The organism is Nocardia mikamii NBRC 108933 (genome assembly GCF_001613505.1).
Taxonomy (GTDB): Bacteria; Actinomycetota; Actinomycetes; order Mycobacteriales; family Mycobacteriaceae; genus Nocardia; species Nocardia mikamii.
Genome location: NZ_BDCM01000013.1, coordinates 320,124 through 340,174, shown reverse-complemented (window position 1 = coordinate 340,174; position 20,051 = coordinate 320,124). Strand labels below are relative to the sequence as shown.

Annotated in this window: 22 protein-coding genes; 10 read left to right on the top strand and 12 right to left on the bottom strand. The window is 68.9% G+C overall.

Annotation, left to right across the window (positions count from 1 at the left end; translation table 11 throughout):
- The first annotated feature begins 3 nt into the window (after positions 1-3).
- Positions 4-1,092: a DUF2332 domain-containing protein gene (locus NMI01S_RS19640; RefSeq protein WP_062999208.1), complete on the top strand. Its 1,089-nt coding sequence runs from the start codon at positions 4-6 to the stop codon at positions 1,090-1,092.
- 159 nt (positions 1,093-1,251) lie between these two features.
- On the opposite strand, the gene NMI01S_RS19635 is transcribed toward NMI01S_RS19640, so the two are convergent.
- Both NMI01S_RS19635 and NMI01S_RS19630 read right to left on the bottom strand, forming a co-directional pair.
- On the bottom strand, positions 1,252-2,682 hold the full coding sequence (locus NMI01S_RS19635; RefSeq protein WP_062999206.1) for an FAD-binding oxidoreductase: 1,431 nt from the start codon (positions 2,680-2,682) through the stop codon (positions 1,252-1,254).
- A 150-nt stretch (positions 2,683-2,832) separates the two neighbouring features.
- Positions 2,833-4,131 (bottom strand): glycosyltransferase, encoded by a 1,299-nt coding sequence (locus NMI01S_RS19630; RefSeq protein WP_062999204.1) that lies wholly within the window; start codon positions 4,129-4,131, stop codon positions 2,833-2,835.
- Between the two features lie 90 nt (positions 4,132-4,221).
- Between NMI01S_RS19630 and NMI01S_RS19625 the strand changes: the two genes are divergently transcribed.
- Positions 4,222-4,860, top strand: a complete 639-nt coding sequence (locus NMI01S_RS19625) for a TetR/AcrR family transcriptional regulator (protein ID WP_062999202.1) — start codon at positions 4,222-4,224, stop codon at positions 4,858-4,860.
- Positions 4,861-5,017: 157 nt separating this feature from the next.
- Positions 5,018-6,124 (top strand): 4Fe-4S binding protein, encoded by a 1,107-nt coding sequence (locus NMI01S_RS19620; RefSeq protein ID WP_063920791.1) that lies wholly within the window; start codon positions 5,018-5,020, stop codon positions 6,122-6,124.
- Between the two features lie 2 nt (positions 6,125-6,126).
- On the opposite strand, the gene NMI01S_RS19615 is transcribed toward NMI01S_RS19620, so the two are convergent.
- From NMI01S_RS19615 to NMI01S_RS19600, 4 genes are all read right to left on the bottom strand, one after another.
- On the bottom strand, positions 6,127-6,753 hold the full coding sequence (locus tag NMI01S_RS19615; protein WP_062999200.1) for a DedA family protein: 627 nt from the start codon (positions 6,751-6,753) through the stop codon (positions 6,127-6,129).
- Positions 6,754-6,806: 53 nt separating this feature from the next.
- Complete coding sequence (locus NMI01S_RS19610) at positions 6,807-8,546, bottom strand: hypothetical protein (protein ID WP_245716936.1); 1,740 nt, start codon at positions 8,544-8,546, stop codon at positions 6,807-6,809.
- A gap of 156 nt (positions 8,547-8,702) precedes the next feature.
- Positions 8,703-8,969 (bottom strand): hypothetical protein, encoded by a 267-nt coding sequence (locus NMI01S_RS19605; RefSeq protein WP_062999196.1) that lies wholly within the window; start codon positions 8,967-8,969, stop codon positions 8,703-8,705.
- Entirely contained in the window at positions 8,966-9,520 is a 555-nt protein-coding gene (locus NMI01S_RS19600; RefSeq protein WP_062999194.1) for an RNA polymerase sigma factor, read from the bottom strand. Before NMI01S_RS19600 ends, NMI01S_RS19605 begins: the two co-directional genes overlap by 4 nt.
- A 283-nt stretch (positions 9,521-9,803) precedes the next feature.
- Between NMI01S_RS19600 and NMI01S_RS19595 the strand changes: the two genes are divergently transcribed.
- Positions 9,804-10,472 carry a trimeric intracellular cation channel family protein gene (locus NMI01S_RS19595; protein WP_062999868.1) on the top strand — a complete coding sequence of 223 codons (669 nt, stop codon included), beginning with the start codon at positions 9,804-9,806 and terminating at the stop codon, positions 10,470-10,472.
- Positions 10,472-11,734 (top strand): amidohydrolase, encoded by a 1,263-nt coding sequence (locus NMI01S_RS19590; RefSeq protein WP_062999192.1) that lies wholly within the window; start codon positions 10,472-10,474, stop codon positions 11,732-11,734. The genes NMI01S_RS19595 and NMI01S_RS19590 overlap by 1 nt, the downstream gene beginning before the upstream one ends.
- 3 nt (positions 11,735-11,737) lie before the next feature.
- On the opposite strand, the gene NMI01S_RS19585 is transcribed toward NMI01S_RS19590, so the two are convergent.
- From NMI01S_RS19585 to NMI01S_RS36555, 3 genes are read right to left on the bottom strand one after another with little or no spacing between them, the layout of a single operon-like run.
- Positions 11,738-12,118 (bottom strand): inorganic diphosphatase, encoded by a 381-nt coding sequence (locus NMI01S_RS19585; RefSeq protein ID WP_062999190.1) that lies wholly within the window; start codon positions 12,116-12,118, stop codon positions 11,738-11,740.
- 50 nt (positions 12,119-12,168) lie between these two features.
- Complete coding sequence (locus tag NMI01S_RS19580; RefSeq protein ID WP_439956288.1) at positions 12,169-12,549, bottom strand: DUF6194 family protein; 381 nt, start codon at positions 12,547-12,549, stop codon at positions 12,169-12,171.
- Entirely contained in the window at positions 12,510-12,641 is a 132-nt protein-coding gene (locus NMI01S_RS36555; RefSeq protein WP_439956282.1) for a DUF6194 family protein, read from the bottom strand. Before NMI01S_RS36555 ends, NMI01S_RS19580 begins: the two co-directional genes overlap by 40 nt.
- A gap of 20 nt (positions 12,642-12,661) precedes the next feature.
- On the opposite strand from NMI01S_RS36555, the gene NMI01S_RS19575 reads away from it, so the two are divergent.
- The gene (locus NMI01S_RS19575) at positions 12,662-13,432 is read left to right on the top strand and encodes a MerR family transcriptional regulator (RefSeq protein ID WP_369689922.1); all 771 of its coding nucleotides are present in this window, start codon (positions 12,662-12,664) and stop codon (positions 13,430-13,432) included.
- 55 nt (positions 13,433-13,487) lie between these two features.
- On the opposite strand, the gene NMI01S_RS19570 is transcribed toward NMI01S_RS19575, so the two are convergent.
- Together NMI01S_RS19570 and NMI01S_RS35645 are read right to left on the bottom strand one after the other, a co-directional pair.
- Positions 13,488-13,907 carry a group I truncated hemoglobin gene (locus NMI01S_RS19570; protein WP_062999181.1) on the bottom strand — a complete coding sequence of 140 codons (420 nt, stop codon included), beginning with the start codon at positions 13,905-13,907 and terminating at the stop codon, positions 13,488-13,490.
- A gap of 161 nt (positions 13,908-14,068) precedes the next feature.
- Positions 14,069-14,869, bottom strand: coding sequence for an NADPH-dependent F420 reductase (locus tag NMI01S_RS35645; RefSeq protein ID WP_063920790.1), 801 nt, complete (start codon positions 14,867-14,869; stop codon positions 14,069-14,071).
- Positions 14,870-14,959: 90 nt separating this feature from the next.
- Here NMI01S_RS35645 and NMI01S_RS19560 point away from each other — a divergent pair, with 90 nt between their 5' ends.
- The 4 genes from NMI01S_RS19560 to NMI01S_RS19545 all read left to right on the top strand — a co-directional run bounded on the left by NMI01S_RS19560 (position 14,960) and on the right by NMI01S_RS19545 (position 19,346).
- Positions 14,960-15,346 carry a winged helix-turn-helix transcriptional regulator gene (locus NMI01S_RS19560; protein WP_062999179.1) on the top strand — a complete coding sequence of 129 codons (387 nt, stop codon included), beginning with the start codon at positions 14,960-14,962 and terminating at the stop codon, positions 15,344-15,346.
- 90 nt (positions 15,347-15,436) lie between these two features.
- A complete protein-coding gene (gene gcvT / locus NMI01S_RS19555; RefSeq protein WP_062999177.1) occupies positions 15,437-16,537 on the top strand; it encodes a glycine cleavage system aminomethyltransferase GcvT in 1,101 nt (366 codons plus the stop codon).
- A gap of 246 nt (positions 16,538-16,783) precedes the next feature.
- Positions 16,784-17,884 carry a branched-chain amino acid aminotransferase gene (locus NMI01S_RS19550; protein WP_062999176.1) on the top strand — a complete coding sequence of 367 codons (1,101 nt, stop codon included), beginning with the start codon at positions 16,784-16,786 and terminating at the stop codon, positions 17,882-17,884.
- Between the two features lie 481 nt (positions 17,885-18,365).
- Entirely contained in the window at positions 18,366-19,346 is a 981-nt protein-coding gene (locus NMI01S_RS19545) for a formylglycine-generating enzyme family protein (RefSeq protein ID WP_084513088.1), read from the top strand.
- A 28-nt stretch (positions 19,347-19,374) separates the two neighbouring features.
- Here NMI01S_RS19545 and NMI01S_RS19540 read toward each other — a convergent pair whose 3' ends face one another.
- The gene (locus NMI01S_RS19540; protein ID WP_062999174.1) at positions 19,375-20,004 is read right to left on the bottom strand and encodes a TetR/AcrR family transcriptional regulator; all 630 of its coding nucleotides are present in this window, start codon (positions 20,002-20,004) and stop codon (positions 19,375-19,377) included.
- Between the last annotated feature and the right edge of the window lie 47 nt (positions 20,005-20,051).

Genomic DNA, 20,051 nt, shown 5'->3' with positions numbered 1-20,051 from the left:
CTCATGCATCTGGTATCGCAATTCGAGTTGCAGGCCAAGGCCTGCGACAAGCTCGGCTCACCGCTGTACGGCTCCCTGCTGCGCGACATCGCGCGCGATATCGACGATCACGGACCCTGCGCCGCGGTTCTGGAGGGTCACGAGGACATCGACTTCGGTTCCGCGGTGCCGTTGCGCTTGCTGGCCGGCGTGCACGCGCTGGTATTGTCCGGCGCCGCACCCGATCTCGCCCCCTTCTATCCCAGCTCGGGAGCGTCGGCGCGCGCCCACGATCCCGCCGGCGCGTGGGATCCGTTCCGGCAGGTCGTGGCCGATCGGGCCGAGTGGATTCGCGACTGGCTGACACGCCCGCCGCAGACCAACGAGGTCGGGCGGGCCGTTCCGCTGCTGGCCGGGCTGCTCGCGGCAGTCGATGCGACGCCGCTGCCGATTCGATTGCTCGAATTGGGCGCCAGCGGCGGACTCAACCTGCGCGCCGACCACTTCCGTTGGGACAGCGGCGATATCGGCTGGGGGCCGGAGGATTCACCGGTCACGATCGCGGACGCGTGGCGTGGGCCGGTCCCGCAGTGGCTGGCCGGTGCGGTGCGACGCCATCCGCGGATCACGGTCGTCGAGCGGCGCGGGTGCGATCCGACGCCGTTGGATCCGCTGTCGCCGCGCGACGCACTCGCATTGCGCGCCTACGTCTGGCCGGATCAGCGGGCGCGTGCGGCCCGGCTCGACGGAGCGTTGCGACTGGCGGAGAAGATCCCCGTCGACATCGCCGTGACCGGCGCCCGCGACTTCCTCGCCGGCATCGATGTGGAGCCCGGCACACTGACCGTGGTGTGGCATTCGGTGATGCGCCAATACGTCGGCACAGACGAATGGCAGGCGGTCTCCGCCGAGCTGGACCGGCTGGCCGCGGACTCCCGCGCGGACGCCGGATTCGCCTGTGTCGCTTTCGAACCGCAGAGCAATTCCGACGATCGCCACGGTTTCCGGCTCACCGTCAGGATCGGTGACAACGAGCCGGTGATCCTCGCCCGTGCGATGCCGCACGGCGTTCCCGCGTTCGCGTACCCGCTGGACGATCCTTGCATGGCCTAGTGGTGGCCGGCCGCTCCGACAAGGGCGATACAGCGGACGGTGCCGGGCGCGCTGTCGCGTCGACGCCGACCGAACCGGCACCCGCGGCCGGCCGCCCAATTCCCCGGCTGCACCCCTCCGGCAGCCGAGGAAGCGGCTGTTCAATTGAACGGGAAATATTCAGTCCCCGAGCCGGTTTCGCACGGAATGATTCGCGTGAATGACATCCGTGGCGTCCCAGCGGTCCTTCGCGGCGACCCATCGCGGCAGGTCGGAGCCGAACAAGCACTCCGGGTCCGTGGCGCTTTCGGTGAAGCTGCCGAGGTCACGATCCGATCGGACGGTGGCGACGGCAGCCGTCAGCGCCTGGAACCCGGCGGCGGCCGCTTCGGCCGCGGCCGGGACGGGGACCACGGCGACGGCGAACAACAATGCTGCGGATCCGAGGGTCGGGCTCGCGTCGATGCGGTCGAGGGCGCCGCCGAGGTGGCGCAGTTCGACCGAGGTGAGTGTGTCGGCGGGCCCGGCGGTCACCGCGGTGACGATCGCGTCCACCACCTGCGCGGGGAGCGTCCGGAGCAGCGCGCCGCACCCGAGCGCCGGGACCGGAACCGGCGGATCCATATGCAGACCGGCGAGCGCGGTCGGTGCGACGACCTCGAATGTGTCGACAAGAGGCGATAATTCACGCAACGGAGCGAGCAGATCGTGTGCCGTCGCCGCGTCGGCTTGGATGACGGCCTCGATGATCGCGAAGGCCCGTCCGGCGAATATCGGCGCGACGTCGGGCGTGTCGGGGAAGCGCAGTACTCGTACCACGGAGGTTACGGTCTCCGGCATCGTCGCGGTCCATGTCGTCCAGGCGTGGAAGATGTCGCGGGTCGATTCGACCGGCCAGAACAGGGCGCCGGCGACCACATCATCGATGGCGTGCAGCCGCAGTGTGAGCGCGGTGATCACGGCGATATCGGCGCCGGCCAGGGCCGAATCGAACAGGTCGTCGCCGGTGCGGACGCGGCGGATCACGCCGTCGCCGGTCACGAGTTCGAGCGCGAGTACCGAGGCTCGCGCGGGGCCGTGTGAGCGCGCGAACCAGCCGAGGCCGCCGCCCAGCACGAGGCCGACCACGCCGACATCCGCGGAGAATCCGCCGATCGGTACGAGGCCCGCGGATGCCGCGGCGGCCGTGAGATCGGCACAGCGGGCGCCGGCGTCGACGTGCGCGATGCGCGCGTCGGCGTCGATCCGGACCCGGTCGAGTGCGCCGGTGCGCAGCAGGATCGTGCGTGCGAGATCGCCCAGCGGGGTGGCGTTGTGCCCGGTGGATTGCGGTGCGACGCGCAGTCCGAGTGCGGCGGCGGCGCGGACGGTGAGTGCCACATCCTCGGTGGTCGCCGCGGTCACCACGGCGATCGGTCGTTGATCGGCCAGCAATTGCCATGCGGAGCGGGCCTGATCCCATTCGGCATCCGTGGGTCGAATCAGGGCGCCGGACAGGGTCGCGGCGAGGTCATCGAGGGTGCGAAAGTGCCCTGGCGCATCGTCTTTTCGATGACCGATGACGCCGGGTCTGCTGTTCGCGCGGCGGAGGGCTTCGTGCGGGAGGGTCATGGTTTCTCCTGGTCGGGTTTGCCGTCGCGGCCCGAAAATGGGCGCGACGGATCGTCCGGCCTGCGGAAAGCGCAGGTCGGATGAAGGGAAAGATGATGTGGTGGAAGAGAACTGGCCCCTATGGGCAACGTGAGATCTGCGGTACCAGCTCTATGCGCGCTGCCGGCCGGCGGACCGCACCGCGTCGGCGATGATGCCGTGCACGGCCTCGGGACCGGGCGATCGACGGATCGATTCGCCGATCTCCCCGGCGCGCAAGCGATAACGCTCGTCGGTCAGCGCGGTGCGGACCGCGCCGGCGACCTTGTCCGGCGTGGGATTGTCGGTGCGCAGGTCGATGCCGACTCCGGACCAGGCCACCCGCGCACTGACCTCCGTCTTGTCCTCGGTGCGGCCCGCGACCACGATCGGCACGCCGTGTTCGAGCGCGTAGTGCACGCCGCCGTAGCCCCCGTTGGTGACGAAGACGTCGGTCTGCGGCAGTAAACGGTCGTAGGGAAGGAATTCGGCCACGCGCACATTGGCGGGCAGGTCGTTCGGCAGTGTGTCGACCGGTCGCCCGCCGGTGCTGACCACGACGACGACGTCGTCGTGGGCGAGTGCGCGCGCCGTGGGTTCGATCAGATTCCATTCGCCGGTGGCGACCGTGCCCTGGGTCACGTGGACCACGCGGCGGCCGGCGAGATCGTCCCACCACTCGGGCACCGGAATCGCCGACGGCCGCGACCGGGCCACCGGCCCGACGAAATGCACGGTGTCGGGCAGGCCGCGACGCACGTACTCGAATTCGGGAACGGTGAACTGCACGATGTGGTCGGCTCCGGCCGGCCAGTCGAGAAAGAAGCGCGGCAGTGCGCGCCCGGTCTCGGCGCGCGCGATCTCGTTCGCGAAGCGCTGGACGGGAGCGAACACCCCCTTCTCCGCGCCGAGGGTGAGCACCGCGTTGCGCAGGCGCCCCAGCGGTCCGCGCATCGGTGCGATCCCGAGACCGAACGGCGCGACGTCCGGATGCTTCAGCGCGAGCGGCAGAATCCCCAGATTGACCAGCAGTGGCCGTTGCGCGCGCGGAATACCGCTGAACACCGCGGCGGCGGCGAACATCGACTCGGCGAGGACGGCATCCGTGGGCTCGGCGGCGAGGGCCTCGCGGACCGCTCGCAGCTGAGCGGGCACCGGGCGGAGGAAGATCTCGATCATGTCGTAGCGAATGCCGGCGGGGCCCGACAGCCCGCGACGGCCGGGGAAGGCCGCGTCGATATCGCGATCGTCGTAGTCGGCCTCGGGCGGAAGGGGCAGGAATTCGGCGCCGGTGGCCAGGACGTCCTCGCGGAAACGGGCGCCGGTGAGGAACCGTACGTGGTCACCCGCGGCGACGAGTGCCTCCGCGACGGACAGCAGAGGCGTGACGTGGCTGCGCACGGGTGTGGCGGTCAGGAGAACGGAGGTCATGGGCAGTCTTCCCGAGTGTGAAGCGAAGTAAGATTGGTGACACCGATGAAGTATTCACTACCTCGACGGGGTAGTCAATTAGGAATTGAGATGAGCGACAAGACCGCGACACGGACCTACCGATCCGCCCTGCGCAGCGAACAGGCCGCGGCGACCCGCCGCCGTGTGCTCGATGCCGCGGCCGCCTGCTTCGTGGAGCGCGGCTACAGCGGCACGTCGCTGTCCGATATCGGGTCGCGCGCCGGGGTGTCGACCGAGACCGTGAAGGCCAACGGCCCCAAACGCAATCTCCTGCTGGGCGCCTTCGAGCAGGCGTTCGCGGGTGAGGAGGGGGAGGCGCCGGTCTCGGACGGGGATGCCGCGGCAGAGGTCAACGCGATTGCCGACCAGGAGGGTTTCCTGCGATCGGCCGCCCGGTTCGTCGCCGCGGCCAACGCTCGCACCAGCGTGCTGTGGACCGAGTTCCTGAGCGCCGCGAACGCCGATACCGCCGTCGCCGAAGCGCTGGCCGGACTGCTGACGCGCCGTAAACAGGACTACCGCAACGTGATCGGCATGTTGCTCGAACGCGGAATAGCGCGAGACGGCATTGATCCCGAGACGGCGGCCGACGAGCTGTCGTTCCTCTGGTCGCCCGAAAGTCATCAGCAGCTCGTTCTGCAGGGCGGGTGGAGTATGGAACGCTACGAAGCGTGGCTCATCGACGCGGTCCGGCGCCACGTGGGGTGAAATGTCGAAGCCGTTGCTGTGCAAGTGTCTTCGACGTCCGGACTTCGGTTGCGTTTCGATAACGTCTGCCGCCGGCGGGGATACCGGCGATGAATTCCCGCGACCGGATTCGTCTATCTCTTCGAGGCCGTACGTCTCGTGGAGATAGGAGGGCGCGATGTCGTCAACTGACCGGGAGCCGACCGAGGCCGGGCGCTACGCGGAGCATCCGACCGTGAAAAACCTTGCCGCCCAGGCGCGGAGGGCGCCCGATCCGGTGCTGACCGCGGCGCGGCTGCGCGAGATCTGCCTCGCCGCCGGTGCCGACGACGTGGGATTCGTGTCCGTCGAGGACCCGAAGGTCGCGGAGGAGCGCGAGCACGCGCGCGGGATCCTCCCGTCGGCGCGCACCTTCGTGGCGTTCTGCATCCGGATGAACCGCGACAATCTGCGCAGTCCGATGCGCAGCCTCGCCAATGCCGAGTTCAACCATGCCGACGACGAGACGAACGTGGTGTCGCGGCGCATCACCCGGGCCCTCGAGGAGGCCGGCTATCGCGCGGTCTACCCGGCGCCCGGCTATCCGATGGAGGTCGAACAGTTCCCGGGACGGATATGGGTGCTCGCGCACAAGGTGGTGGCCGAGGCTGCGGGCCTGGGCGTCATGGGAATTCACCGCAATGTGATTCATCCGAAGTTCGGCAACTTCATTCTGCTCGGCACCGTGGTGACCGACGCCGTCGTCGACGAGCCGAGCACGGCACTGGACTTCACTCCGTGTCTGGAATGCAAGCTGTGCGTCTCCGCGTGCCCGGTCGGCGCGATCACCAACGACGGTGGTTTCGATTTCCAAGCCTGCTACACCCACAACTATCGAGAGTTCATGGGCGGCTTCACCGACTGGGCCGAAACCGTCGCCGACAGCGACGGCCGCGACGACTACCGCGAGCGCGTGACCAGGGGCGAGTCGTTCTCGATGTGGCAGAGCCTGTCGTTCAAACCCAACTACAAGGCCGGCTACTGCATGGCCGTATGCCCGGCCGGTGAGGATGTGATCGGCGCCTTCCTCGACGACCGGAAAACGCATCTGGACGAGGTGGTGCGTCCGTTGCAGAACAAATCGGAAACCGTCTATGTGCTACCGGGATCCGCGGCCGAGGAGCATGTGACGCGCCGGTTCCCCAACAAGACGCCGAAGCCGGTCGGCAACGGTTTCGGCGACGAGGTCAACGATCTGCTCGATCAGATCGGGCCGCGCCCGCGGCGGGGCGCTACGCCGGAGTGACCTCATGCGCGTCTGCGCAGTTGCCCCAGCAGCGGCAGCATCGACACCACGACGATGACCGCGACCGCCGGCAGCAGATACTTGTCGACATTCGGCACCGACGCCCCGAGCCAGTAACCCAGCAGGACCAGACTCTGCGACCACACGATCGCGCCGACGATCTGCCACAGCGTGAATGTGCGGGTGGGCACGTCGAGCACACCGGCCACCGGGCTGATGACCGTCCTGACCATCGGCACGAATCGGCCGATCACGATCGCCCGGCGCGCGCCGTACCGGTCGAGCCAGCGTTCGCCGCGGGCCACGACGGTGTGCAGGCGGGAGTTCGACGTGCGCTGGAGAACGGCTCGGCCGCCGTGCTTGCCGAATGTGTACCCCGCCTGCGCGCCCACGATCGAACCTATTGCGGCGCAGAGCAATACCTGCCACAGGATGAGATGGGGCCCGGAATGGGAGTCGCCCGCGCACAGGATGCCGGCGGGGAAGATCAGGGTGTCGCCCGGAAGGAAGAACCCCACGACCAGCAGGCCGGATTCGGCGAAGGTGCCGACCAGGACGGCCAGCGCGCCGAAATTGGCCAGCAGGGAGGACCCACTCGTCGGGTTGAGTGCGGTCCACGTGCCGGTCACAGGACAACCGTAACGGTTTGTCGGATTCGGGGCGGGAAGCGACGTCCGTCGCGCTAGGGCGCGTCCCCCTCTCGCCGGCGCTCCACCGTCTGCCCCGGTCGCAGCACCGTCCCGCAGTCACCGGTCTTCTGGTAGTCGGACAACAGATGCGGCAGGACCTCGCTCGAATACCGGCGCAGCTGCCCGAGTTGTCTGTCGCCGCGCACCACGTCCTTGCGGACCCAGTCCTCGTCCGGGCTGGCGGTGTTCTGCGACTGCTGGATCCGGTAGTAGTCGCGGTCCATGCGCGGATCGACGGTGAGTCCGTTCTGCATCCAGACGCCGTGAGTGTGGACGAAGGTGGGCTTCAGGTCCTCGAAGACGTAGTCGGACAGGCCGATATCGGCCTTGCCCGCGTAGATGTCCGCGATCCGCGCGTCGGCGAGTCCGGCCATATCGATCAGCCGGAGCCGGGAGGTCAGCGCGCTCCCGCCCATGTCGGGGGCCAGCAGTGTGCCCTGCTGCAGGTCGAGGATGTCGGCGTAGCCGTTGACGTAGCGCCCGAAGCGAAACGCTATCCAGCACAACGGGATATCCGAATCGGCCCGATAGGATCGCGCGGCATCCGCCAGGGCCACGCCGGAGGGGATCATGGCGGCGACCAGTGTCAGCGCGACCAGTGCCCGGCCCCGGGTACGCAGCCGGGCCAGCACCTGCGTCGCCGAGAGCGCGACGACGAGCGCGGCGAGCGCCCACACCGGAGTGGCGAACCGGAACTGACCCATCCAATCCGGTTGCAGCACACAGTAGCCCGTAATCGCCAGCGTCAGCGGAACGAGCAGGGCGACCAGGCCGTGACGGATTCTGCCCGGGCCGGCCAGGGCGAATCCGACCACGCCGACGGCGGCGACCACGGCGGGTGCGCCCGCATACTGCACCAGGTCGCCGGCCCTGGTCAGGTCGTGCACGGTCGGCATCGCCTGATTCTTGGCGACCGCCGTATTCGCGACGAGCCGGCCGAACTCGGTGATCCGCCACACCAGATACGCCCCGAACGGAATCGCGAACGCCACAACGGAATACACCACGTGACGCACGGCGACGGGCCAGGTGCCGCGACGAACGAGGATCACCGAAACCAGAGGGTACGCGGCGAGGTAGATCAGGCCGTCGGGGCGGGTCAACGCCGCGAACGCCGCTATCGCGCCGGCGGTTACGGCCACCGTGGGTGTCCACAATCGCTCATCCAGCACCGCCAGGAACAGGCGGACGGCGAGAGCACATGCCGCCAAGGCGAACAGTGAGTTCTCCAGGCCGGAGAAACACCAGATCACGAACGACGGAATCGCGCCGAGCACGGCGCCGGTGACGAAGGTCACCACCGCCGGCCATCGCGACACCCGCCGCGCGGCGACGTAACAGCAGAGCAGGATCCCGGCGCAGCACAGTGCCGCGATCGCCTTGGGATAGAAGACGAAATCGGGAATGCCGAACAGGGAGCCGGAGTCGAACAGGCCGCACCATTTACCCAGCACCAGCACCGCGAGCCAGGTGGGATCGGAAAATCCTTCCACCGGTTGCGCCCCGGGTTGCAGCACCGGCCCCGCCCCCTCGGCCACACTGCGCGCGTAGGCGAACGTGATTCCGGCGTCGTCGACCAGCCAGATGCCGTACTGCACCGCCTGCCACACCAGTAACAGCACGCCGCTCGCCACCGCGGCCGCCGCACCCCACCATGATCGCCCGCGGCGTTGCCGCAGGTTCTCCCGTGGCGGGCCGGAGGTTTCCGGCCGCGCTGTTACTACCTCAACCATTCACCGAAACCCATACTCGAAAGATTCGCCAAGGGGCGCAACAGTTTTTGCGTCCCTCGGCGAGTACTTCTACAGCTGTCGGTCGATCTTGAATCCGCGTGCCGACGGCTGTCAATCCGGCGAGACCGGCCAGAGATGGGGAAGGGTGCGTAGCGGTTACACGCGCACCCGGCACTGTCCTTGCGTGCACTGTCGTTCGATTCTGCCGCGCGACACCGTCTGTGCCAGGCCGATCAGCCAGCAGGTAGGACAACCGCGCAGCGCGACCACACCGGCCGGCAGCAGGAGCAGGGCGGCCGGCCCCGCGGCGGGAATCAACGCGAGCGAGGCCACGATCAGCCCGAACCCGAGCACCCCGCGTGCCAGGTGGACCGGGACCGAGCGGCTGGCGAACGTCCTCTGCTGTCCGGCGACGTCCTTCATGGCCGCAGCCCTCGATCCGGCATCCCGAGTTCGGCGCGAACAGCGGCCCGCGCTCGATGCAGCCTGGATTTCATTGCCGCCGTGCTCAATCCGAGCGTGCGGGCGACCATGCTGCCCGGCAGGCCTTGCACATCACGCATGATGAGGACCCGACGTTGATCGGCGGGCAGGGCGGCGATCGCCGCGGCGACCCGCTCGATTTCCAGCCGGGCCAGCACGTCGTCTTCCGCCGACGCCGCAGCGATCTCCGCGTCCGGTTCCCGGCGCGTGGCGGTGCGTATCCGCCGCAAGCACTCGTTGCGCACGATGCGGAACATCCACGAGGCCAGCGCGCTTGCCGCCCGCAGCGTGCCGATCTTGCGGAACAGGACCAGCATCGCCTCCTGCGCGGCGTCCTCGGCGTCCTGACTGGTCGCGCACAAGGAATGGGCGAAGCGCTGGACGTGGGGATAGGAACCGGAAACCAGTGCGGCGATGGCGGACTCGTCGCCGTCGCGGGCCGCCGCGACCAGATGTTCCTCGGGCCACGCCGATCTCGTGCACTCAGCCACGGGTACGCCTCCGTCGCAGGACCAGCATGCAGCTGCACAGTAGTACGGCCGCGACCACCACGGCGATGACGGCGACAACCATGTCGACTCCTTCGGTTCCGCGGGCCCGTTGCCCGCACGGATATGAGAGCGATCGCGGACGGGAAAGGATTCACGCTGTTCTCGAGTGAGGGTGCCGGAGCCGGTCGGGCGACGACGGCCCGCCGGTTCCCGGGCGATTCGCTGACCGGCGGGTACCGTGCCGATAGCGGATGCGGTGGATATCGCGGAAGGAACGGGGTCGATGGCGGCAGTGTCGGATACCGTCCCCGAATTGCTGCGCGCGCTGGATCTGACCGGCGTGTTCGCCAACGCGATGCTCGGCGGGGCGGTGGCGCGCACGTTCCGGTTCGACCCGATCGGATTCGCCGTCCTCGCCACCGCGTCGGGATTGGGCGGCGGCATCATCCGCGACACGCTGCTGCAGCGAGGGACACCGGTGGCGCTGGTCGACTACACCTACCTGCTGACCGCCCTGATCGGGGCGCTGATCGCCTTCGCGTTCCGATTCGAGGGCCGGTTGTGGGACCGGCTGTTTCCCTGGGTGGACTCGCTGGCGCTGGGCTGCTGGGCGGCGGTCGGTGCGCAGAAGACGCTCGAAGTCGGGCTCGGGTGGTTGCCGGCGGTGTTGCTGGGGACGACGACGGCGGTCGGGGGCGGAGTGGTTCGCGATCTCGCCGTGGGGCGGGTGCCGACCATTTTCGGGGGTAACACGCTGTATGCCACGTGTGCGCTGCTGGCCAGTGCGACACTGGTGATCATCTGGTATTCCGGGCATGTGACGGCGGGTTCGATCGCGGCGACGGTGGTCGGAGCGGGCCTGTGCCTGTTGGCGCGGTGGCGGGGATGGATGTTGCCGGAGCAGATGAGTTGGCCGGAGCGGTTGCGTTACGGACGGCGAAAGGAGAGGTAATGGCCTCGACGGCGCAGGAAGCAGCGGTATTGGACGGGTTGGACGGAATCGGTGGGTGGCAGGACGAGTTCTACCGCGACCTGCACGCGAATCCGGAACTGTCGCATCAGGAGCACCGCACCGCCGGACTGATCGCCGAGAAGTTGCGGTCGTGGGGGTACGAGGTGCGCGAGGGCGTCGGCGGAACCGGGGTGGTCGGGATCCTGCGGAACGGGGACGGCTCCGGGGTGCTGCTGCGCGCCGATATCGACGCCCTGCCCGTGCGGGAGGCGACCGGATTGCCCTATGCCAGTTCGGTTTCCACCACCGACGCCGGCGGTCACGAGGTTCCGGTGATGCACGCCTGCGGCCACGACGTGCACGTGACCTGCCTGCTCGGCGCGGCGCAAGTGCTCTCCGAACACACCGACCACTGGCAGGGCACGCTCGTCGCACTGTTCCAGCCCGCCGAGGAGGTCGGCGACGGGGCGCGCGGGATGGTCGAGGACGGACTGGCCGAGCTGCTGCCGAAGGTCGACGTCGCCCTGGGCCAGCATGTCCTGCCCGCACCGGCCGGGATCGTCGGAACGGGCAGCGGGCCGATGCTGGCGGCCGCCGACAGTATGCGGATCACCGTCTACGGGCGCGGCGGGCACGGGTCGATGCCGCAGGTGACCGTCGACCCGGTGGTGCTCGCGTCGATGATCGTGCTGAGGCTGCAGATGGTGGTCTCGCGGGAGGTGGCGCCGACCGAGACCGCGGTGCTGACCGTCGGCAGCATCACCGCCGGAACCAAGAGCAACGTCATCTCCGACCACGCCGTGCTGCAACTGAATGTGCGCACCTACAACGAATCGACCCGCACCACGATCCTCGACGCGATCCGCCGGATCGTCACCGCCGAATGCCAGGCCTCGAACTCCCCGAAGGACCCGGAATTCGAATTGTTCGACCGATTCCCGGTGACCGACAACGACGCCGCGACCACCCGCCGGGTCGCGGCGGCGTTCACCACCCACTTCGGTGACCGCGCCGTCGAACTGCCCCGGCAGAGCGCCAGTGAGGATTTCAGCGATATCCCGAACGCCCTCGGCGTGCCGTACACCTATTGGGGAGTGGGCGGCATCGACCCGGAGACGTTCCAGGCAGCGGCGAAGGCGGGACGGATAGCCCAGGACATCCCGGTGAACCACTCGCCGTCCTTCGCCCCCGTCATCGAGCCCACCCTGCGGACCGGGACGGAGGCACTGGTCGTGGCCGCGTTGGAGTGGTTGGGGAAGTAGCGGTCACGGTCGGACGATGACGTAGCAGCCGATTTCCTCCTGGAACTCGACGGCAGCAGCGATCGCGTCATCGTGGAGAACTTGGCTGTCGCTGGGGATTACGACCAGCTTGTCGTCGTCATCGAAGAGCCGGTGGACGATAGCGATACAGGTTCCCTTAGCAGTGGAGAGCGGGACGGTTGGCCCCAGGAAGTAGGCGTCGAGTTCCTTGCCGTCGGGCGCGAGTGTGCCCGGGACGAACCCGTAGTTCGTCGTATACCGGAACCCGCAGGTCGGGTGAGTGCTTCCGTACGGGCGGTCGATGGTGAGGGCGACCGTCTTACTGAGGAACGGGCGGGCCAACACGAGTGATCGGGATTCGGCGAACTTTTTCGGGCCGGTCATCGGCTGAGGTTATCGAATCTGGTGCCGCGTCGGCCGCGTCCAGGACGACATCAGTTGTCCGCGTGTGATTCTCGGCGTTCGTATCGGGTGCGGGCGATGTGGTGGGCGCGCTGGAGGAGGTCGGTGATCGTGGTGGCGGTGCGCGGGCCCGGGTTCACTACGGCGAGCCAGCCCTGGGCGCCGTAGACGGGGTGGGGGAACAAGGTGTCGGGGATGCTCGGGTCGGCCGGATTCGCGGCGTGGTCGCGCGGGGTGTGGCCGGTCACCTCGGTGAACGCCTCTTTGCCCGCGAAGATGTTGAGGCGAAACGTGTTCGGACGGTTCAGGCGGGATGACTCGTCGTCCGGATAGTTCTTGGTGACGATGGTGGCGAAGGGCTGGGTGCGGGGTACTACGCCGTCGGGGCGTAGTAGAAGAAGGTGTCGCCCCAGCTGATGTCGGGGGTGTCGTCGCCCGGCCGGGGGGTCAGCGTCAGCACGCCGCCGAGCTTTTCGATGAATTCGATGATCTCGTTGATCTCCATGGCTCTAGCGTTTCATTCATGTGCTTGTGGAGACTTCATCTACGAGAAGGGCAGCTCGGCTAGTGGCAAGTCGCAAAACCGCTGTTCTGCGGACCGTGGATGTGGCGCGGCGAGCCGGCTGTTCCGTTCAGCAGGTGCGCAACCTCGAACGGGACGGCGTGCTGCCCGCGGCCGAGCGTGGTCCGTCCGGGTATCGCACATACCGTGCGGTGCATGTGCTGTCGGCCCGCGCGTATCGGTTGCTGGCGGCGGCCATCGGGCCATCGCAGGCGAGAGTTGTTCTGCGCGAGGCACATTCCGGGCAGCGGTTGCCCATGCTGCTGGATGCCGCGCACGCCCGCCTCGATGCGCAGCGCCGGGAACTGCGGCTGGCGAAGCGAGCAGCCGAAGCGATCGCGGAGGAACCGATCGGGGATGCGAAGCCCGCCGACTTCATGACGGTGTCCGAACTGGCGAGCGCGCTCGGTGTGCGGCCGTCGACATTGCGGCACTGGGATGCGGAAGGGGTGGTGGTGCCCGGCCGGGCGCGGGCCCGCGGTGCGCGGCTGTACGCGCCGGAGGATGTGCGCGATGCGCGGATCGCGCATCAGCTCCGGCTCGCCGGATATCGCATTCCGGCGCTGCGCGACCTGCTGTCTGCTCTGCGAACCTTTCGAGGTGGTGACGTTTCGGACGCACTCGCCGCGCGGGAGGCCGAGATCGACACGCGCTCTTGGGCCTTGTTCGAGGCGGCCGCCTTGCTGTTCCGGATCGTCTCCCCGTCCGGCGAGGACTCCGTCGAGATCGAATAGCGGGTCGCCGGCGCAGGGTGGTGTGGCTCTCTCCCCGACACGCCGCGAGTCAGGCTCACGACACGGGCGCGTCGGAGGCGATCTCCGGTGCCAAAGGTGCGATGGCGCCGATGATTTCGCCGAGGGTCGGCTCCTGAACGCCGGCGGCCACGAGGGCGTCGGTGAGGTGGGCGGCGACGAGGGTGAAGTGGTGCATGGTGATGCCGCGGCCCTGGTGGACCTGCTTCATCGGGGCGCCGGTGTACGGCTCGGGCCCGCCGAGAGCGGCGGCGAAGAATTCCACCTGGCGGCCCTTCAACCTCGACATGTTGGTGCCGGTGAAGAAGCCGGCGAGGTCCTCGTCGGCGAGGACTCGGACGTAGAAGTCTTCGACGACGGTTTCCAGTGCCTCGTGCCCGCCGATCTGCTCGTAGATCGACGGGGCTGGCACGGACGGGGCCGCGGACGATTTCGAGAAAAGTGACGAGATTCGCATGAAAACAGGAAATCAGCGGTGTGTTTCACCTCCGTTAGTGGTGTGTCGCCGACCGGTTGCCCTGTGTAGAGAGGCGGTTGCTCCGATCTCACATTCGCCGCGGCCGGGCTGCGAGGTTTCTCTCGCTGCGATGACGTGCGCGGCCGGCGCGGCGCATCGAACTACGGGTTGGGCATGGCCGGCACCGCCCGGCTGGGGTCCACGCCGGAGAAGGCCAGCGAGATGACGAAACCGGCGGCCTCTTCCAATTGACGGGCGCGGTCCAAACCGCCCAGCACAACCGGTACGGCGCCGACGTCGCGGACCAGTTGTCCGGTGGTGCGCAGAGCGGTCGGGTCGTCGCCGCAGATCGTGACCGACGGCGGTAGGTGGGTGGCTGCGGTGTCGGCGGTTTCGGTCGCGGCCCATTGCTCGCTGGGGAACAGGTGGAACGCCTTGACCACGTGGGCTCCCGGCGCGAGTTCGGCCACGCGCTGCGCATGCGAGGTGCCGGGCGGCAGGCGCAGCACGCCGACACCGTGGTCGATCGCATTGGTCGCGTCGATGACGGTGAGACCCGCCAGCGCGCCGCCGGGCGCACCGACCGCGCGCAGAACCTCCTCGACTCCGGTGTAGGCCACCGCCAGCAATACCGCCTCCGCATCGGCCCGCGGCTCGGTGCCGGTGCTTGCCGCCGGTCCGGCTGCTGCTCGCGTGCCCGCGTCGGTCGCAGACTTTGCCTCCCGGCCTGCTGCGACTGTCGCTGGGTACGGCTCCGCCGGAGCGTGCGGGACCACCTGTCCGCCCGCCGCGATCTCCGTCAACGGCACGGTCCGCACGTCGGCACCGAGCTGCCGCGCGAGCGCCTCGGCCTTGTCCGTCGAACGCCCGGCCACCGTGATCTCGTGTCCGGCGCGCGCCCATCGGCGGCCCAATGCCTCGGCCAAGGTGCCGGTGCCGAGAATCGTGATACGTATGCGCATCGTGTGCTCCTTCGATTTGTCGATCCGGCGCTACGGTAGGGGAGCCGATACGCACCGATCGGTGCGCGACGGAGGGGTGATCATCACGGGATGAGCGGTGACGACGAGCATGCGGGCGAATTGGTCGCCGACTGCCGATTGCGCGCGGCCACAGACCTTTTCGCGCACACCTGGGATCCGGTGGTGTTGGTCGGGCTGCTGGCCGGGGCGCGCCGGCGCAGCGAATTGCGCGCCGAGATCGGCGGGATCAGCGACAAGGCGCTCACCGAGGCATTGCGCCGGCTGCTCGGCCGCGGCCTGATCGGGCGTCAGCGCTACGCGCAAGCTCCGCCCCGGGTCGAATACGCGCTGACGCCGCTGGGGCGCAGCCTCGTCGAGGGACCGATGCGCGCGCTCGGCGAGTGGATCGAGATCCACGGCGACGCACTGCTGGATGCGGGCGAGCCCGAGGGGGCGCGTCAGGACGAACCGGCGTAAGCGGCGGGTCCGCGCGCGGTGCGCAGCGCCGGACCGACACGGCGGCCCGGCCGTGGACCACCGGCGGACAACGCTCGATAAGCTCGCCGGGTGACCGACGAGACGCTGCAGCAGGGCCCCATCCACGCCGTCCATGTGGAGCTGGGCGCGACCTTCGCCCCGTTCGGGGGGTGGGAGATGCCGGTGCAGTACGCGGGCACCGTCGCCGAGCACACCGCCGTGCGGACCACCGTCGGTGTTTTCGATGTGAGCCATCTCGGTAAGGCGACCGTGCGCGGCGCGGGGGCGGCGGCGTTCGTGAACGCGGCGCTGACCAACGATCTCGGCCGCGTCGGGCCGGGGAAGGCGCAGTACACGCTGTGCTGCACCGAGCAGGGCGGGGTGATCGACGATCTGATCGCCTACTACGTCTCCGACGACGAGATCTTCCTGGTGCCGAATGCGGCCAACACGGCCGCGGTGGTGGCGGAGTTGCGCACGGCGGCGCCGGAGGGCATCACGGTCACCGATGAGCACCGCGAGTACGCGGTCTTCGCGGTGCAGGGCCCGAAATCGGCGGAAGTGCTTGCCGCACTGGGTCTTCCGACCGATATGGAGTACATGGCGTTCGCCGATGCCGAATGGGACGGGCGGCCGGTGCGCGTCTGCCGGACCGGATACACCGGCGAGCACGGCTATGAACTGCTGCCGCGCTGGTCCGATGCCCAGGCGGTTTTCCGTGCGCTGGCGGCGCAGGTCGACGCGGCGGGTGGGCAGCCGGCCGGACTGGGTGCGCGCGACACCCTGCGCACCGAGATGGGCTATCCGCTGCACGGCCACGAGCTGTCGCCGGAGATTTCGCCGGTGCAGGCCCGCGCGGGCTGGGCGGTCGGCTGGAAGAAGCCGGAGTTCTGGGGCAAAGCGGCACTGACGCAGGAGAAGTCGGCGGGCCCGCGGCGAATCCTGTTGGGGCTCAAAGCTCTCGATCGCGGTGTGCTGCGGCAGGGGCAGTCGGTGCTGCGCGGCGAGGAGACGGTCGGCGAAACCACCTCGGGTACCTTCTCGCCGAGTCTCAAGGTGGGCATCGCGCTGGCGTTGCTGAATACCGACGCCGGAGTGGAGCCGGGCGACGAGGTCACCGTCGATGTACGCGGCCGCCGCGTGCGCGCCGAGGTGGTGCGCCCGCCGTTCGTCACACCGCACACCTCCTGAACGGCGGTCGCGGACCCCACACACGTGACGGAAATCATGACCTTTCCGGAGTGAAGCGTCCGGTGACCGGTATGTGCCCTGCACGACGGTGGCAGGCGGGATCGGCGGGGTGGAGCGAATGGCTCGTATCGGACGCCGTCAAGAGGGCATTACGCCGCGATTGTCCGGTTCCCGGCCCGCTGCCCGGCGAGTCTCGACGCAGGTCCGAGCATCGGCGCCGAGGGCCGCAGTTCTAGTATCGAGGTCATGACAGTCGCCGCACAGTTCACTCGTACCCCGCATCCCGCCCCGGTTCCGGCGGATCGGCGCACGGAGATTCTGGCGGCGCCCGGGTTCGGTCGCTACTTCACCGACCACATGGTGTCGATCGACTACCTCGACGGGCAGTGGACGAACGCGCGGGTCGAACCGTACGGGCCGCTGTCGATGGATCCGGCGACGATGGTGTTCCACTACGGCCAGGCCATCTTCGAGGGCCTCAAGGCGTATCGGCAGGCCGACGGCAGTATCGCCACCTTCCGCATCGATGCCAACGCGGCGCGGTTCCAGCGGTCGGCGCGGCGGCTGGCGATGGCGGAGCTGCCGGAGGAACTGTTCATCGAATCGGTGCGGCAGCTGCTCGAGGTCGACGCGGACTGGGTGCCGGCCGCCGGTGGTGAGGAGTCGCTGTACCTGCGGCCGTTCATGTTCGCCACCGAGGCGGGGCTGGGCGTGAAGCCCGCGTCCGGCTACAAGTACCTGGTGCTGGGTTCGCCCGCCGGAGCGTACTTTCCGCGTGGCGTGAAGCCCGTGCGGGTGTGGCTGTCCACCGAATACGTGCGTGCCGCGCCCGGCGGTACCGGGGAGGCCAAGGTCGCCGGCAACTACGCGTCCTCGCTGCTCGCCCAGCAGCAGGCCACCGACAAGGGCTGCGACCAGGTCGTGTGGCTCGACGCGTGCGAGCGCAAATACGTCGAGGAGATGGGCACCAACAACCTGTTCTTCGTCTACGGTTCCGGTTCCGAGGCCCGGTTGGTCACGCCGGAACTGTCGGGGTCGCTGCTACCGGGTATCACCCGCGACAGTCTGCTGACCCTGGCCGCCGACTCCGGTTATCCGGTCGAGGAACGCAAGGTGTCGGTCGAGGAATGGCGCAAGGGCGCCGAATCCGGTGAGATCACCGAGGTTTTCGCGTGCGGCACCGCCGCGGTCATCACGCCGGTCGGCTGGGTGCAGTCCGCCGAGGGGGAATTCGAGATCGGCGGCGGGGAGCCCGGCGAGGTCACCATGGCGCTGCGCGACACGCTGACCGGAATTCAGCGCGGCACATTCGCCGACAACCACGGCTGGTTGCGCACACTGGCGTGAAAGCCGGTGCCCCGGGGTCGGCCCGCGGCACCGCCGCGGAGGCGGCAATCGCGGCACCGCCGCGGAGGCGGCCATCGCGGCACCGCCGCAGTGGCGGCAATCGCGCGGTACTCGCTGCTCGTCGAAGCCCCGTCCCAGCGGTCACCGCTCCCTCGACGAGCCGGCGGTCCGTTCGTCGACCGTGATAACGGCGTGCTCGCCGACCCAGTAGATGCCCCAGCCGGCCTTCCGCAATGCGGTGGCTATCGAGGCTGTCTCCGGAAGGTGGAGCGGGGCAGCGAGCGCAGCGCCGTGGTGTTCCACTGGGTCGCGGAGGTGGCCTCATCCGCTCGGGGTGAATTCCGGTGCCGTCCCGCGCTCCCGCGCACCCAGTTGCCGATACCGCCCCCGACCGGGCGAATCGGGCGGTACGGTCGGGGTCAGCGTACGGTCGGCTATCGCTGCCTGCGTTGACGTTTCGGACAGTGAGGGAGAGGAAGTCATGCCACACCGCACCGACTCCGGCACCCACCACGCCTGCTGCGCGCCGTCAGCGGGAAAGAGCGCCGATTCGACCGAGGGCGTCGGCGTCATCGGTCGCCCGGCCGAGGGAGAACACGGCCGGGAGTTCGACTCCGCATTGGTTCCGGTCCCGGGCGGCACCTTCACGATGGGAGACGAGAGCCGGTGGGCGTATCCCGGCGACGGCGAGGGGCCGTGCCACCCGGTCACGGTCGACGCCTTCGCCATCGGCCGGTACGCCGTGACCAACGCCGACTTCGCCGACTTCGTCGCCGGCACCGGCTACCGCACCGATGCCGAGAAATACGGCTGGTCGTTCGTCTTCGCCGGGCTGCTGCCGCCGGATATGCCGCCGACCCGCGCGGTGGTGAACGCCCCGTGGTGGCGGCAGGTGGAGGGCGCGGACTGGGCCCATCCGTTCGGACCCGACTCCGATGTCGGCACCCTGGCCGATCATCCCGTGGTCCACGTGTCCTGGGAGGACGCGCGAGCCTTCTGCGCGTGGTCGGGCACCCGGTTGCCCACCGAGGCCGAATGGGAGTACGCCGCTCGCGGCGGATCCACCGGCCCGTTTCCCTGGGGCGAGGACTTCGAGCCGGGCGGGCAGCGACGGATGAACGTCTTCACCGGCGACTTTCCCCGCACGGCCCCAGGCGCGCATCTGGGCACGATGCCCGTGAATGCCTACGCGCCCAATGGTTTCGGGCTCTACAACACCACCGGAAACGTGTGGGAGTGGTGTTCGGATTTCTTCTCGCCGGACTACTACCGGCACAGTCCCGAGGCGAATCCCACCGGACCCGATCTCGGCCGCGACCGGGTGATGCGGGGCGGCTCGTATCTGTGCCACCTGTCCTACTGCCGCCGCTACCGGGTCTCGGCGCGGCAGGGCAGCGAACCGGTCTCCTCCACCGGGAATCTGGGCTTCCGGGTGGTCGCCGATCCTCCTGCCGCACGCTGACGCGCGACGGCCCCCGGGTATGGCGGGATCATCCAGACGTCGGCCGCGTCGAGACGCCGCCGGGTGCGTGCGTGCCGGACGCGGTGTGACGCAGATACGGACCGAGCAGTTCTCGGACGCGCGCCGCCACGGCGTCGACCGGCGCGTGATCCTCCACCAGGCGTGAGGCGGTGTGGACGACGGCGTTGATCAGTTCGGCGGTCGTCGCCGGATCGGGTGCGCCGAGTTCGATCAGCGCGGCGATCAGCGGTGTGCGGAGTTCGTCGTGGATGGCGCGGCCCTGGGCGGCGAGGGCGTCGGGGGCGACGTGGGTCGAAAGTCCTTGGACCACTGCGTGTTCGCCCTCGTCGACCAGTTCGAGGTTGGCCATCGCATACGCCAGGACCTTGCCGCCGGGATCGCCGGCCGCGGCCATGCGTTCGGCGATCCGCTCGCGCCAGCGGGGGAGCGCGTCGGCCAATACCGCTTCGAACAGTTCGTCTCGGGAGCCGAAATACTGATACACGCTGGGCCGGGCCAGGCCGGCGCGGGCAGCCACCTCGGCGAGAGTGGGCGCCGCACCGGTCTGTTCGGAGAGGATCGCGCGGGCGGCATCGAGGAGGGCACGCCGCTGCGCCTGCCGGTGTTCCGCCACCGTCGCCGCCTGAATTCTCGGCACGACACCTCCTTCTCGCACGACCGGGCAGGTCTTCGCACGGCCGGATC